Source organism: Aquamicrobium lusatiense (genome assembly GCF_014201615.1).
Classification (GTDB): domain Bacteria; phylum Pseudomonadota; class Alphaproteobacteria; order Rhizobiales; family Rhizobiaceae; genus Mesorhizobium; species Mesorhizobium lusatiense.
The window spans coordinates 183,733-197,949 of the sequence record NZ_JACHEU010000001.1 but is presented as its reverse complement, the minus strand read 5'-3'; the positions used below and the strand labels follow the sequence as shown (position 1 = coordinate 197,949).

Here is a 14,217-nt window from a genome sequence, read left to right as displayed (position 1 = left end):
CTTTACCTGAGAGCGGGAGGCCGGCGGCCGGCTCAGTGCCGGAAGTGGCGGGTGCCGGTGAACACCATGGCGATGCCATGGGCGTCGGCCGCGGCGATCACTTCCTCGTCGCGCATCGAGCCACCCGGCTGGATGACGGCGGTGGCGCCGGCTTCCACTGCGCTCAGCAGGCCGTCGGCGAAGGGGAAGAAGGCATCCGAGGCCACGACCGAGCCCTTGGTCAGCGGCCCGGCCCAGCCGGCCGCCTCCGCTGCATCGATCGCCTTGCGGGCGGCGATGCGTGAGGAATCGACGCGGCTCATCTGGCCGGCACCGATGCCGACGGTGGCGCTGTCCTTCGCATAGACGATGGCGTTCGACTTCACATGCTTGGCGACGCGGAAGGCAAAGCGCAAATCGGCCATCTCGGCGTCGTTCGGCGCGCGCTTCGTCACCACCTTGAGGTCGAGATCGTCGACCACGGCATTGTCGCGGCCCTGAACGAGGAGGCCGCCGGCCACCGACTTCACCATCATGCCGGCCATGCGCGGATCGGGCAGGCCGCCGGTGACGAGCAGGCGCAGGTTCTTCTTCGCGGCAACGATGGCCTGCGCTTCCTCGCTGGCTTGCGGGGCGATGATCACTTCGGTGAAGGTTTTCACGATCTCCTCGGCCGCCTCCGCGTCGAGCAGCCCGTTCAGCGCCACGATGCCGCCGAAGGCGGAAACCGGATCGCAGGCAAGCGCCTTCAGATAGGCGTCCTTCAGCGAAGCGCCTTCGGCGACGCCGCAGGGATTGGCGTGCTTGATGATGGCGACCGCCGCGGTGCGGGCCGGATCGAATTCGCCCACCAGCTCGAAAGCGGCATCGGTATCGTTGATGTTGTTGTAGGAAAGCTGCTTGCCCTGCAACTGGTGCGCCGTGGCAACGCCCGGGCGCTTCTCACCGGTGACGTAGAAGCCGGCCTGCTGGTGCGGGTTTTCTCCATAGCGCATGACGCTGTCCAGTTTGCCGCCGAAAGCGCGCCATGTCGGGTTTTCGATCTCCAGCGTCTCAGTGAACCAGTTGGAGATGCCGGCGTCATAGGCGGCAGTGCGGGCAAAGGCTTTTGCGGCCAGCCACTTGCGGAAATCCAGCGATAGCGAGCCGGAATTCGCCTGCATGGCTTCCAGCACGCCGGCATAATCTTCCGGGTCGGTGACGATGGCGACATAGGCATGGTTCTTGGCCGAAGCCCGCACCATGGCGGGGCCGCCGATATCGATGTTCTCCACGATTGCCGCATAGCCGGCGCCCGAGGCCCGCACCTCCTCGAACGGATAGAGATTGACCACCACCAGATCGATCGGCTCGATGTTGTGGGCGCGCATGGCTTCGACATGTTCGGCGTCGTCGCGAATGCCGAGCAGTGCGCCGTGCACGGAGGGATGCAGCGTCTTGACGCGGCCGTCCATGATCTCGGGAAAGCCGGTCAGTTCGGAGACATCGCGCACCGCAATGCCGGCCTCCGCGATCGCCTTCGAGGTTCCGCCCGTGGACACCAGCTCGATGCCGGCGGCAGCCAGCGCGCGTGCGAAATCGACGAGGCCCGTCTTGTCGGAGACCGACAGCAGCGCCCGGCGCACCGGCACCAGATCGGGAGCGGGAATGTTCTTGGAGGCGACAGCCATGCGCGGGGTCCTTCATGCTGCGGGAATATGGCCGCGCCCTAGCACATGAGGGCTGCGAATTAAACGCATGAATCGCAGACAGGCCGGGCTTTGATGCGTCGTTCGTCAGTTAGGAAGGCTTGCGCCCGCCAGCCGCACCCGCTTCAGGCGCCAGCGAATCTCGGGAACCTCCGAGGCGTCGAAGGAGAGCAGGAGCTGGCGGGTGATGCGCGGGCCTGCAATGCCGGCGAAATAGATGGACTCTTCCACCTGCGGCGCGACCTCGGCGCAGGAGAACATCCACGCATCGCCATTGTCGGCGGCCAGCACGTAATGGCCGCCTGAGTCGGTGAACAGGTTGATCTCGGGGTGGAGGTGAAAACGAACCGTCACCAGATGCTGGGCGTCATTGCGGGTGCGGCTTGGGGTGTCGGCAAGGAAGCTGTCGCGGCCGAACAGCGTTCCGCCCCGGTTGGAAAGGATCAGCTCACGTTCATGCCACAGGCCGAAGCGAGGCAGGTAGCCGTCATGGCGGGCGAGAAAGCCGTGCCTGTCCGGCCCGTCGCGGCGCTCACAATGGATATGCTGCGGGCCGCCGATCAGCGGCGAGCCGACAAGGCCGGAGAGGCGTGACGAATGGCTGAAGCGGGCCGACGAATTGTCGTTGATCGTGGCCGTGGAGTGGGCAGCGGTGGCGCGCGCCAGCGGCCTGAATTCCGGGTCGCCATAGGTGTCGACGCCGGCATTGACGATGAAATGGTGGCGCCCCGACGACAGTTCGAAGGAGAGGCAGCCGGCATGCGCCGAGCCCGAGACTTCGAGGGGCGGCGGCGCGCCGGTATCGGCGATCACGGTGACATCGCCGATGCTGAGGCGCTCATAGCCGGAATGGGGCGCGTGCAGAAGCGGCGCGCCGGCGGTGTCGTCATGGCGCAATATGGCGGCGATGCGGTCCTGTATGGTGGCGCCCATGCCGTTGAAGCAGGCGAGGCTGCCTTCCTGATGGCGGAAGAAGCGCAGCGCCGGCAGCATGCGGTCCACGGCTCCCATCAATGCCGCCGGCGGCTGTTCGGCCTGATTTGCGTAGGTCTGGCGCAGCGGCAATATGTCGGCGAGGAACTCCAGAACCATCAGCGGATTGCGCGAGATGTGGCCGCCGTCGGGAAGGATCTGGCGATCGAGTTCCTCGGCCAGATTGCGGCTGGCCGAGCGCAGCGCCGATGGCGGCGCAGGCAGGGAAAGGGCGGCGAAGGCAAGGGCGATGCGGGCGCGCAGCAGGTCCTTGCCATGCGGCATCTCGCGCGCCATCGAGCGCAGGTAGCGGATCTGCATCGCCAGCGATTTCAGGAAAGCGCGGTAGAAGGGCAGATCCGCGCCCTGCAGCACCACGGAGGAGTGCTGGAGCCAGGCGATGATGCGCTTGGCGGTCACGCCCGGATCCCAGGCGATGCCGGCTATGTGGCTGCCGTGGATGGCGATCCAGTCCTTGACCAGCACCCGCGCATTGGCCGAGGCAAGCTCGGAACTCGCGGCGCGCATGTGGCGCAGCCAGCGGAAGCCGTGCAGGGAGCGTTGCCAGCCTTCATGGGAGGCGGAAACGCGGAATGGCGATTCGCCGCCGGTCTCCACGAGCCGGCCCGAAAGCGGAAAGCGGCCGTAATAGATCTCCGTGGCGATCTGGGGATCGGCAAGGCGCAGGTCGGGCGGAGCGATCAGCACACGCTCGGGCGTGCGGCCGGAATAGCGCCAGCGATAGGCCGGACCGGCGCGCAGGTTCCGGCGCGCCTTGCGCCAGAATTCCCGTGCGACCAGCGCCCAAAGGCGAGTCGTATTCATGGCAGCAGTGGCCAACGCTTGTACCGAAGTCTCGAATTTACATGCAAACTATGTGATTCAATAGGTTATGCGAAGGGGAATGCAAACCTGCGGCGCAGGCCGCAGGGCATTCTGTCCACATGCTTTCGTAAGCAACGGCTTGCCTAAGCCTGCTCTCACCTTATGAGGCAGCGCGCTTCCTCAGCCTTGCGGCGTAAAAACCGTCCAGCCCCGAAAGCGAAGGCGAACCCATATCCAGCCCCGCCGGCGTGGTGCGCAGGGCTCCCTGTGGCGTGACGAATGGCGCGATGCCGGGCACTTCCTGCGGCTGGATCGGGTCCTGTTCCGCTCCGGGCGTATCCCCAAGAAACGCGGCGATCAGCTCCTCGCCCTCTGACGGGTCGAGCGAGCAATTCGAGAACAGGACGATGCCGCCGTCGCGAATCAGCGTGAACGCCTTGTCCAGCAGCCGGCGCTGGAGAGCGGCCAGCCGGGCGATATCGTCCGGCGTCTTCGTCCACGGCACGTCGGGGTGACGGCGAACCGTGCCGGTGGAGGAGCAGGGCGCGTCGAGCAGCACCGCATCGAACAGGTCGGGCGGGTCCAGCTGCATCAGATCGCTGTGGATGACGGTGGCCTTCAGCCCGAGCCGGTCGAGATTGCGGGAGAGACGCTTCAGGCGGCTTGCCGAGGCGTCCACGGCGGTGACGTCAGCGCCGGCGAGAATGAGCTGCGCGGTCTTGCCGCCGGGGGCCGCGCACAAATCGGCGACCTTTTTGCCGGAAATGTCGCCCATCAGCCGTGCCGGCAGGGCGGCGGCGGCGTCCTGAACCCACCACGCGCCCTCATCGAAGCCCGGCAGTCCGGTGATGGCGCCATCGAGCTTTTCCAGCCGCACGGAACCCGTCGGCAGGACGATGCCGCCGAGGCGTTGCGCCCACAGATCGGGGTCTGACTTGACGGTGATGTCGATGGGCGCCTCAAGCCGGTGGGCGCGGAGGATGGCGCCGGCTTCGTCCGCGCCATAGGCCGCGGCAAGCCGGTTCGCGAACCATTCCGGCGCGTCGTGGGTGCCGGCGAGCGCCGTTTCGAGCTCGGTTGCCTTGGCGCGGCAGAGCGCGCGCAGCACCGCATTGACCAGCCCGGCGAAACGCTGCGTGCGGGGATCCGACTTGGCGTGGGTGACGGCGAGGTCGACAGCGGCGCTGTCGGGCACGTCGAGGAAGAGGATCTGCGCGGCGGCGATATGCAGGATATGGGCAAGCGCGGTCGCGTTGGCCGGCAGCGGCTTGTCGAGCCGCTTCGACAGCAGTGCGCTGATGGTGACGCGGTGGCGCAGCGCCGCGCCCAGCATGGCGCGGACCAGTGCGCGGTCGCGCATGTCGAGCGCCATATATTGCGGGTGGCCGTGCTCGTTGTCGGTCAGGCCGTCCAGCGACGTGCTGGCTTCGATGACGGCACCGAGCAGCCGCACGGCGGTCTTGCGCGCGGCAAGGCCCGCCACGGCTGGCGATGCGGTGTCCGGGCTGCGTGAACCGGAAGGATGCCGTCTGCGCGTCTGCGCCCCCGATTTCAAACCCCCGGGCTTCACGACCACGGGCCTTTCGGCCCGGTGGGATTGCGGCCCCATGGATTGGACTTGGGGCTGCACTTGGTTTTTGCCTGCCGGGACGGAGCTTCATTCTGCTGGCGCCCGCCCCATGGCCCGGCACTCTGGCCTTCGCCGGGGTCGGCATTCGCCTGCGGAGCGTTCCGGGACGGAGCGCTGCGGGGGGCAGGATCGGGCTGGCGGTGCATATCGGGCGCGCTGGCCGGTCCCTCCCACTCGTTCGCCATGGCCTGCAGCGCGGCGATGCGGTTGCCCGTGTCGGGGTGGGTGGAGAACAGATTGTCCATGCGCTCGCCGGAAAGGGGGTTGATGATGAAGAGATGCGCCGTTGCCGGATTGCGCTCGGCATCGGGATTGTGGATGCGTTCGGCGTTGCGCGCGATCTTGTCAAGGGCGGAAGCCAGCCAAAGCGGTCGGCCGCAGATTTCCGCGCCGCGCCGGTCAGCGGCATATTCGCGCGTGCGGCTGACCGCCATCTGCACAATCATGGCTGCGAAGGGAGCGACGATCATCGCCACCAGCACGCCGATGAAGCCCAGCGGATTGTTGTTGTTGTCGCGGTTGCCGCCGAAAAACAGCGCGAAGTTGCCGAGCATCGAAATGGCGCCGGCAAGCGTGGCGACGATGGTCATGGTGAGCGTGTCGCGGTTCTGCACATGGGCAAGCTCATGCGCCATGACGCCGGCGACTTCCTCAGGCGACAGGCGCTGCAGGAGCCCGGTGGTGGCGGCGACGGCGGCGTTTTCCGGGTTGCGGCCGGTGGCGAAGGCGTTGGGCTGCGGGTTGTCGATGAGATAGACACGCGGCATCGGCAGCCCGGCCCGCGAGGCAAGCTCGCGCACGATGGCGTAATATTCGGGCGCGTTGCGCTCATCGACCTCGACGGCATGGTGCATGGACAGCACCATCTTGTCGGCGTTCCAGTAGCTGAACAGATTGGTGGCCGCCGCGATCACGAAAGCGATCGTCATGCCGCCCGAGCCGCCGATCAGGTAGCCCACGCCCATGAACAGCGCCGTCATGGCGGCCAGCAGCATGGCGGTGCGCATCGTGTTCATACCGTACTCCGTGTTCCCGCGTGCAAAGGGTCGATCCCACGCACCTGTTTCGCTATATGATGGGAAGCGAAAGGCCAGCTTTCAATCCATTTGGCAGGACGGAAATGACAGATCAAGATGGCACGGAACCGAAGGAAAGCACCTCAGCGGAAGACAAGGCTCTCAGCCCGGCGGCCGAGCGGGCGCTGAAAGAGGCTGCCGAACGGCGCAAGGCCTACAAGCAGGCCGAAGCCGCGCGACCGGTCGAGCTTGGCGGGCGCGGGGGCATGGAGCCCGGCCGCTATGGCGACTGGGAAGTGAAGGGCCTCACCAGCGACTTCTGAGCGCTTCCGAACAAATCGGAAGGATGCGGGACCGCAAAGCTGGTTTGCCCGAGTAAGGACTTCAAAAACGAGTCGGGACTTCAAAAAGAAGGAGGCGGGTTTTTGCCCGCCTCCTTCCGTTCAGATCAGTGCTTGTTCTGCCTGTTCTCGATCAGGTCGTCGACGACGCCGGGATCGGCCAGCGTCGAGGTGTCGCCCAGCGATCCGAAATCGTCCTCGGCGATCTTGCGCAGGATGCGGCGCATGATCTTGCCCGAGCGCGTCTTGGGCAGGCCCGGCGCGAACTGGATCTTGTCGGGCGAGGCGATCGGGCCGATCTCCTTGCGCACATGCGCCACCAGTTCCTTGCGCAGCTCGTCGCTCGGCTCCTCGCCATCCATCAGCGTGACATAGCAGTAGATGCCCTGTCCCTTGAGGTCGTGCGGATAGCCGACGACCGCGGCCTCGGACACCTTGTCGTGGGCGACGAGGGCGGATTCCACTTCCGCCGTGCCCATGCGGTGACCCGACACGTTGAGCACGTCGTCCACGCGGCCGGTGATCCAGTAATAGCCGTCGGCGTCGCGCCGGCAGCCGTCGCCCGAGAAATAGCGGCCCGGATATTGCGAGAAATAGGTCTCGATGAAGCGCTTGTGATCGCCATAGACGGTGCGCATCATGCCCGGCCACGCATCGGTGATGCACAGATTGCCGTCGGCCACGCCTTCCAGCACATTGCCTTCATTGTCGACAAGCTGCGGCTTCACGCCGAAGAACGGCCGTGTCGCCGAACCGGGTTTCAGGTCGGTGGCGCCCGGCAGCGGGGTGATCAGGATGCCGCCGTTTTCCGTCTGCCACCAGGTGTCGACGATCGGAATGCGCTTTTCGCCCACCACATTGTAGTACCACTCCCACGCTTCCGGGTTGATCGGCTCGCCGACCGAGCCGAGCAGCTTCAGCGTCGAGCGGGAGGAGCGCGTCACGAACTCGTCGCCCGCGCCCATCAGCGCGCGGATGGCGGTGGGGGCGGTGTAGAAGATGTTGACCTTGTGCTTGTCGACGACATTCCAGAACCGGCCCTGATCGGGATAGTTTGGCACGCCCTCGAACATCAGCGTTGTCGCGCCGTTGGCCAGCGGCCCGTAGACGATGTAGGAGTGGCCCGTCACCCAGCCCACATCAGCGGTGCACCAGTAGATGTCGCCGTCATGGTAGTCGAACACATGCTGGTGGGTCATCGAGGCATAGACCAGATAGCCGCCGCTGGTGTGCAGCACGCCCTTCGGTTTGCCGGTCGAGCCGGAGGTGTAGAGGATGAACAGCGGATCTTCCGCATTCATCTTTTCCGGCTCGCATGTCGGCTCGACCGAGGCCAGTTCCTCATCGTACCAGAAGTCGCGGCCAGTGGCCCAGCCGATCTTGCCGCCGGTGCGGCGCACAACCAGCACGTTCTTCACCATGACGAAGTTCTTGGCCGCGATGTCGATGGCCTTTTCGGTGTTTTCCTTCAGGGGAATGGTGCGGCCGCCGCGCAGGCCTTCATCTGCGGTGATGACGAAGGTCGATTCGCAGTCGACGATGCGTCCGCCCAGTGCGTCGGGCGAGAAGCCGCCGAACACGACCGAATGGACAGCGCCGATGCGCGAGCAGGCAAGCATCGCAAAGGCAGCTTCCGGGATCATCGGCATGTAGATGGTGACGCGGTCGCCTTTCCTGACGCCGTGCTTCTTCATCACATTGGCGAGTCGGCAGACCTGCTCGTGAAGTTCCTTATAGGTGATCTTCCTGTCTTCGGCAGGGTTGTCGCCTTCCCAGAGAATGGCGACCTGATCGCCGCGCTTTTCCAGATGGCGGTCGATGCAGTTGTAGGAGATGTTGAGCTCGCCGTCCTCAAACCATTTGATCGAAACGTCGCCTTCGAAGCTTGTGTTCTTCACCTTCGTGTAGGGTTTGAACCAGTCGATCCGCCTGCCATGCTCTCCCCAGAATGCATCCGGGTCGTTGATGCTGTCAGCGTACCACTTCAGGTAGGTTTCGTTGTCGATCGTGCCCTCCCGCTTCCATGACGGCTGGACCCGGTAGATATTGGTATCGGACATTACAGGCTTCCCTCCCGAATAATGCGCCCGGCCAGCGGGCTTATCTGCGCGGCATCCCGCCACGAAAGTCGGCCGCATTATTAACATTGCTGCCTCAACGGCAACATTAGACCTTGGATTGCCATCATTTAAAGCCGCGACATTGCGTCATGACCGGCGTTTGCGGAGCTGTTCATTTCTGGCCCAAGCGATAGCGCGGCCAATGCCGAAAGCCTGATCGGCGGGCGATTGCCAAGAGGCGGCACAGCAGCTATGCCTGAAATTCAGGACTTCGCTGGACCTTTTTTGCCTTATCGGCAGGTTCATGCATCGAGGTTCAGGTAACAGGGAGCACACTCATGAAGAACAAACTTTTGGCCGGCGTTGCACTGTTTGCTTCGATGGCTTTCGTTTCGGGCGCGCAGGCCGATATCGTCATCGGTGTCGTGGCACCGCTGACCGGGCCGGTTGCCGCCTATGGCGAGCAGGTCAAGAATGGCGCAGAGGCCGCCGTGGAGAAGATCAACAAGGATGGCGGCATCCTTGGCGAGAAGGTGGTGATCAAGCTGGCTGACGATGCCGGCGATCCCAAGCAGGGCGTTTCGGCGGCCAACCTTCTGGTGGGCGAGAGCGTGCATTATGTGGTCGGCCCGGTCACCTCCGGCGTTGCCATGGCCGCTTCCGACGTCTTCGCCGAGAACGGCATCCTGATGGTGACGCCGACCGCAACGGCGCCGGATCTGACCGCGCGCGGCCTGACCAACGTGCTGCGCACCTGCGGCCGTGACGACCAGCAGGCCGAAGTGGCTGCTGCCTATGTCGTGGCGAACCTGAAGGACAAGAAGGTCGCCATCGTCGACGACAAGGGCACCTACGGCAAGGGTCTCGCCGACGCCTTCAAGGCCGGCATCAATGCCGGTGGCGTGACCGAAGTCAGCCACACCTCGCTGAATGCCGGCGAGAAGGATCTGTCGGCGCTGGTCACGCGTCTGAAATCCGATGGCGCCGAGGTCATCTACTTCGGCGGTTATCACCCTGAAGGCGGCCTGCTCGCCCGCCAGCTCGCCGATGCAGGCGTGAAGGCGACCATCATCGGCGGTGAAGGCCTGTCCAACACCGAATACTGGGCAATCGGCAACGAAGCCGCTGCCGGCACGCTGTTCACCAACGCCTCCGACGCGCTGAAGAACTCCGATTCCGCCGCTGCCGTGGAAGTGCTGAAGGAAAAGGGCATTCCCCCGGAAGCCTTCACGCTCAACGCCTATGCCGCGGTTGAAGTGCTCAAGGCGGGCATCGAGAAGGCCGGCAAGGCCGACGACACCGCAGCCGTTGCAGCCGCGCTCAAGGACGGCGGTGAAATCCCGACCGCGATCGGCAAGCTGACCTATGGCGAGAACGGTGATCTGACGAGCCCGAGCTTCTCGCTGTTCAAGTGGGAAGGCGGCAAGATCGTCGCTGCGGACTAGAGCTTTTTGCAGCCGGATGGAAACATCTGGCCTCGCATAAATGATCTGAGGTTTGCACGACTGAATCGAAAAAGGCCGGGGTGTCATGCCCCGGCCTTTTTCCTTGGTGTGATTTCATGCGGGAGCGTTTTTAGAGCATTTTGCAGCCAGATGGAAACATCTGGCGTCGCATAAATGCGGCCAAAACAAAGAGATAGAGTATTTTGCGATTCAGAGAAAAGCAGAAATGCTCTAGCGGGTTCCGAAGATGGCGGAGCCGACCCGGACGCTGGTCGCGCCAAAGGCGACGGCCAGTTCATAATCGCCCGACATGCCCATGGACAGTTTTTCAACGCCGGCCTCGCGGGCGAGCTTTTCCAGCAGAGCGAAATGCGGGCCGGGGTTTTCATCGGCGGGCGGAATGCACATCAGCCCCTCGATGACCAGCCCATGAACCTCGCGGCAGCGTGTGACGAAGGCGACCGCCTCTTTCGGCTCGATGCCCGCCTTCTGGGGCTCGGAACCCGTATTGACCTGGACGTAGAGGCGCACGGAGCGACCTTGCCTTGTGATCTCCTTCGCCAGCTCGGCCGCGATCTTCTCGCGATCGACCGTCTCGATGACGTCGAACAGCGCAACGGCTTCCTTTGCCTTGTTGGATTGCAGGGGGCCGATGAGATGCAGCTCGAGGTCGGAGAACGCCTGCCTGAGCCCCGGCCATTTGCCCTGTGCCTCCTGAACCCGGTTCTCTCCGAACACGCGCTGGCCCGCCTCGATGACCGGGCGGACAGCCTCTGCATTGAAGGTCTTGGAGACAGCGACGAGCACGGCCGAGCCTGCATCGCGGCCGGCTTCGCGTTCTGCCACCGCGATCTTCTGCTTCACCTGTGCAAGCCGCTCAACCGCATCGCTCATATCGAAATCCTGCTGTTCTGACGTTCCGATTTTGCCCCGCCGGCATGCCTTTAGGTTGACGGGTCCCGCAAAGCATGGTGAAGACCGGGGCATATCCCCGCTGACCGCATGCATGCGGCAGCTTCCAGCATGCTTTTAGAAGAAAAACCGGTCATGGCAACCGAACGATACAATCCGCGCGCGTCCGAACCCAAATGGCAGAAGGCATGGGATGCCGACAAGCTGTTCGAGACGAAGAACGACGATCCCCAGCCCAAATATTACGTGCTCGAGATGTTCCCCTATCCGTCCGGGCGCATCCATATGGGCCATGTGCGCAACTACACGATGGGCGATGTCGTGGCGCGCTACAAGCGGGCCAAAGGCTTCAATGTGCTGCACCCGATGGGGTGGGATGCGTTCGGCCTGCCGGCCGAGAACGCGGCGCGTGACAACAAGGTCAACCCGCGCGACTGGACCTATGCCAATATCGCGACGATGAAGGGCCAGCTCAAGACCATGGGCCTCTCGCTCGACTGGTCGCGCGAGCTGGCGACCTGTGACCCTTCCTACTACCGCCACCAGCAGAAGATGTTCCTCGATTTCTGGAAGTCGGGTCTGGTCGAGCGCCGGGCGGCGAAGGTCAACTGGGACCCGGTCGACATGACCGTGCTCGCCAACGAGCAGGTGATCGACGGCAAGGGCTGGCGCTCCGGCGCTCCGGTTGAGCAGCGCGACCTGACGCAATGGTTCTTCAGGATCACGTCGATGAGCCAGGACCTGCTGGACGGGCTCGACACGCTCGACCGCTGGCCCGAAAAAGTCCGCATCATGCAGCAGAACTGGATCGGCCGGTCCGAGGGCCTGCTGCTGCGCTGGAAGCTGGATGCGGCGAGCGCGCCCGCGGGCGAGACCGAACTTGAGGTTTACACCACGCGCCCCGACACGATCTTCGGCGCGTCGTTCATGGCGGTATCCGCCGATCATCCGCTGGCCAAAAAGGCAGCGGAAAGCAATCCGCAGATCGCCGCCTTCATCGATGACGTCCACCACATGGGCACTTCCGTCGCCACGCTGGAAACGGCGGAGAAGAAGGGCGTCGACACCGGCATCCGCGTCGTTCATCCCTTCGATCCGGAGTGGACGCTGCCGGTTTATGTCGCGAATTTCGTGCTGATGGACTACGGCACGGGCGCTGTGTTCGGCTGCCCCGCGCACGACCAGCGCGACCTCGATTTCGCCAACAAATACGGCCTGCCGGTGCGCCCCGTGGTGAAGCCGGACGGTGTCGATGCGGCCAGCTTCCACGTTACGGAAGATGCCTATTCCGACGACGGCACGATGATCAATTCGCGCTTCCTCGATGGCATGAGCCCGACTGACGCCTTCGACGAGGTGGCAAAGCGGCTGGAGGGGACCGAGTTCGACGGTCGCCCGCAGGCGAAGCGCAAGGTGCAGTTCCGCCTGCGCGACTGGCTGATCTCGCGCCAGCGTTACTGGGGCTGTCCGATCCCGGTCATCCATTGCGACGCCTGTGGTGCGGTGCCGGTGCCGCAGGATCAGCTCCCGGTGGAGCTGCCGATGGATGTCACCTTCGACAAGCCCGGCAACCCGCTCGATCATCACCCGACATGGAAGCACACGACTTGCCCGAATTGCGGCGGAGCGGCCCGGCGAGATACCGACACGATGGACACTTTCGTCGACTCGTCGTGGTATTTCGCCCGCTTCACCGATCCGAAGAACGAGAAGGCGCCGACCGATCTCGCCTATGTCGACGGCAAGAACGGCTGGCTGCCGGTTCACCAGTATATCGGCGGCATCGAGCACGCGATCCTGCATCTGCTCTATTCGCGCTTCTTCACCCGCGCCATGAAGGCGACCGGCCATCTCAATGTGGTCGAGGAGCCGTTCGAGGGCCTGTTCACGCAGGGCATGGTGGTGCACGAGACCTACAAGGGACCGCAGGGCTGGGTCTCGCCGGCCGAACTGCGCTTCGAGGACGTTGACGGACAGCGCAGGGCCAGCCTGCTTTCGGACGGCACTCCGGTCACCATCGGCTCGATCGAGAAGATGTCGAAGTCGAAGAAGAACGTGGTCGATCCCGACGACATCATCGCCAGCTATGGCGCCGATACGGCGCGCTGGTTCATGCTGTCGGATTCGCCGCCCGAGCGCGACGTGATCTGGACGGAGGCAGGCGTCGAGGGCGCGCACCGCTTCGTGCAGCGCGTCTGGCGCCTGGTGTCGGATGCCGTTCCGGTGCTGAGCGATGTGACGCCGAAGACGGGCACGGAAGGCGAGGCGCTGGTGGTTTCGCGCGCCGCGCACAAGATTCTGAAGGCTGTCGGCGAGGATATCGAGCGGCTGCACTTCAACCGCGCGGTTGCCCGCATCTACGAGATCACCAATCTTCTGTCGCCGCAGGTGGCTGCAGTGGGCGAAGGCAAGAGCGAGCGTGCGCCTGCGGTGCGTGAAGGGCTGGAAATCCTGATCGCGATGCTGGCGCCGATGATGCCGCATCTGGCCGAAGAGTGCTGGCAGGCAATCGGCGGCAAGGGTCTTGTCGCGGCCCGTGCGTGGCCGGAATTCGATCCGGCACTGCTGGTGGATAACGAGGTTGTTCTGCCCGTTCAGGTGAACGGAAAGAAGCGCGGGGATTTGACAATTGCCCGCGACGCGGATCAAGCTGCGGTCGAACAGGCGGTCATGGCTCTCGACTTCGTGCAGAAGGCGCTGGAGGGCAAGGCGCCGCGCAAGATCATCGTCGTGCCGCAGAGGATCGTGAATGTCGTTGCCTGACCCAGCCAAGCAGACGATGAACAGGAGTGGCGTGCGCGCCGGAAGACTGGTCACGGGAGCCGTGCTGCTTTCCGTGGCGCTGGCTTCGGCCTGCACGGTGCGCCCTCTCTATTCCAACCAGCCGCTTACCGTCGGCGGGCAGACTATCGCCACCGAGGAACTGGCGTCGATTTCGGTCAAGCCGGTCAGGACGCGCTATGCCCAGCAGGTGCGCAACAATCTGATTTTCGGATTGACCCATGGCAAGGGCGAGCCCGCGTCACCGGTCTATTCGCTCGATCTCGGCGTGACGGAATCCATCCAGTCTGCAGCATCTATTCAGGTGACGACGGATCAGGATGAACCGAGTGCGGGCATTGTAACGCTGACGGCGGATTACAGGCTGACGGAAGTTTCGACCGGCAAGCTGGTCGGCGCCGGCAAGCGCTCGATCTCGTCGTCTTTCGACCGCCCGAAGCAGGAATTCGCCACGTACCGCGCAGAGCTGGATGCCGAAAACCGCGCCGCGCGCGAACTGGCTGAAATATTGCGGCTGGCGCTGGCGCAGGATCTCGCAAAGCGCAAATAGCGTTTCCCGCACTGCCGG

The 14,217-nt window shown here is 64.2% G+C and carries 10 protein-coding genes; 4 read left to right on the top strand and 6 right to left on the bottom strand.

Annotation, left to right across the window (positions count from 1 at the left end; all coding sequences use genetic code 11):
* Positions 1 to 32: 32 nt before the first annotated feature.
* The 4 genes from purH to htpX all read right to left on the bottom strand — a co-directional run bounded on the left by purH (position 33) and on the right by htpX (position 6,110).
* Positions 33 to 1,649, bottom strand: a complete 1,617-nt coding sequence (gene purH, locus HNR59_RS01060; RefSeq protein ID WP_183824714.1) for a bifunctional phosphoribosylaminoimidazolecarboxamide formyltransferase/IMP cyclohydrolase — start codon at positions 1,647 to 1,649, stop codon at positions 33 to 35.
* Between the two features lie 105 nt (positions 1,650 to 1,754).
* Complete coding sequence (locus HNR59_RS01055; RefSeq protein ID WP_183824711.1) at positions 1,755 to 3,464, bottom strand: heparinase II/III family protein; 1,710 nt, start codon at positions 3,462 to 3,464, stop codon at positions 1,755 to 1,757.
* A 160-nt stretch (positions 3,465 to 3,624) separates the two neighbouring features.
* The gene (locus tag HNR59_RS01050) at positions 3,625 to 4,947 is read right to left on the bottom strand and encodes an RsmB/NOP family class I SAM-dependent RNA methyltransferase (protein WP_343060566.1); all 1,323 of its coding nucleotides are present in this window, start codon (positions 4,945 to 4,947) and stop codon (positions 3,625 to 3,627) included.
* A gap of 83 nt (positions 4,948 to 5,030) precedes the next feature.
* Positions 5,031 to 6,110 (bottom strand): zinc metalloprotease HtpX, encoded by a 1,080-nt coding sequence (htpX, locus tag HNR59_RS01045; protein ID WP_183824705.1) that lies wholly within the window; start codon positions 6,108 to 6,110, stop codon positions 5,031 to 5,033.
* Between the two features lie 104 nt (positions 6,111 to 6,214).
* Here htpX and HNR59_RS01040 point away from each other — a divergent pair, with 104 nt between their 5' ends.
* Positions 6,215 to 6,433, top strand: coding sequence for a DUF1674 domain-containing protein (locus HNR59_RS01040; protein ID WP_183824702.1), 219 nt, complete (start codon positions 6,215 to 6,217; stop codon positions 6,431 to 6,433).
* A 125-nt stretch (positions 6,434 to 6,558) separates the two neighbouring features.
* Here HNR59_RS01040 and acs read toward each other — a convergent pair whose 3' ends face one another.
* Positions 6,559 to 8,511 carry an acetate--CoA ligase gene (acs, locus tag HNR59_RS01035; protein WP_183824699.1) on the bottom strand — a complete coding sequence of 651 codons (1,953 nt, stop codon included), beginning with the start codon at positions 8,509 to 8,511 and terminating at the stop codon, positions 6,559 to 6,561.
* A 338-nt stretch (positions 8,512 to 8,849) separates the two neighbouring features.
* On the opposite strand from acs, the gene HNR59_RS01030 reads away from it, so the two are divergent.
* The gene (locus HNR59_RS01030; protein ID WP_183824696.1) at positions 8,850 to 9,956 is read left to right on the top strand and encodes a branched-chain amino acid ABC transporter substrate-binding protein; all 1,107 of its coding nucleotides are present in this window, start codon (positions 8,850 to 8,852) and stop codon (positions 9,954 to 9,956) included.
* Positions 9,957 to 10,187: 231 nt separating this feature from the next.
* Here the strand turns inward: HNR59_RS01030 and HNR59_RS01025 are convergent, their stop codons facing one another.
* Positions 10,188 to 10,850, bottom strand: a complete 663-nt coding sequence (locus HNR59_RS01025) for a YggS family pyridoxal phosphate-dependent enzyme (RefSeq protein WP_183824693.1) — start codon at positions 10,848 to 10,850, stop codon at positions 10,188 to 10,190.
* A 153-nt stretch (positions 10,851 to 11,003) separates the two neighbouring features.
* Between HNR59_RS01025 and leuS the strand changes: the two genes are divergently transcribed.
* Together leuS and HNR59_RS01015 are read left to right on the top strand one after the other, a co-directional pair.
* Complete coding sequence (gene leuS / locus HNR59_RS01020) at positions 11,004 to 13,631, top strand: leucine--tRNA ligase (protein ID WP_183824690.1); 2,628 nt, start codon at positions 11,004 to 11,006, stop codon at positions 13,629 to 13,631.
* The gene (locus HNR59_RS01015) at positions 13,618 to 14,199 is read left to right on the top strand and encodes an LPS assembly lipoprotein LptE (RefSeq protein WP_183824687.1); all 582 of its coding nucleotides are present in this window, start codon (positions 13,618 to 13,620) and stop codon (positions 14,197 to 14,199) included. The genes leuS and HNR59_RS01015 overlap by 14 nt, the downstream gene beginning before the upstream one ends.
* Positions 14,200 to 14,217 lie beyond the last annotated feature (18 nt).

What these genes read in the sequence shown, in the direction of transcription:
- HNR59_RS01030 (WP_183824696.1), top strand. Translation starts at nt 8,850, where the DNA reads ATGAAGAACAAACTTTTGGCCGGCGTTGCACTGTTTGCTTCGATGGCT.
- HNR59_RS01055 (WP_183824711.1), bottom strand. Translation starts at nt 3,464, where the DNA reads ATGAATACGACTCGCCTTTGGGCGCTGGTCGCACGGGAATTCTGGCGC.
- leuS (WP_183824690.1), top strand. Translation starts at nt 11,004, where the DNA reads ATGGCAACCGAACGATACAATCCGCGCGCGTCCGAACCCAAATGGCAG.
- HNR59_RS01040 (WP_183824702.1), top strand. Translation starts at nt 6,215, where the DNA reads ATGACAGATCAAGATGGCACGGAACCGAAGGAAAGCACCTCAGCGGAA.
- HNR59_RS01025 (WP_183824693.1), bottom strand. Translation starts at nt 10,850, where the DNA reads ATGAGCGATGCGGTTGAGCGGCTTGCACAGGTGAAGCAGAAGATCGCG.
- acs (WP_183824699.1), bottom strand. Translation starts at nt 8,511, where the DNA reads ATGTCCGATACCAATATCTACCGGGTCCAGCCGTCATGGAAGCGGGAG.
- purH (WP_183824714.1), bottom strand. Translation starts at nt 1,649, where the DNA reads ATGGCTGTCGCCTCCAAGAACATTCCCGCTCCCGATCTGGTGCCGGTG.
- HNR59_RS01015 (WP_183824687.1), top strand. Translation starts at nt 13,618, where the DNA reads ATGTCGTTGCCTGACCCAGCCAAGCAGACGATGAACAGGAGTGGCGTG.
- htpX (WP_183824705.1), bottom strand. Translation starts at nt 6,110, where the DNA reads ATGAACACGATGCGCACCGCCATGCTGCTGGCCGCCATGACGGCGCTG.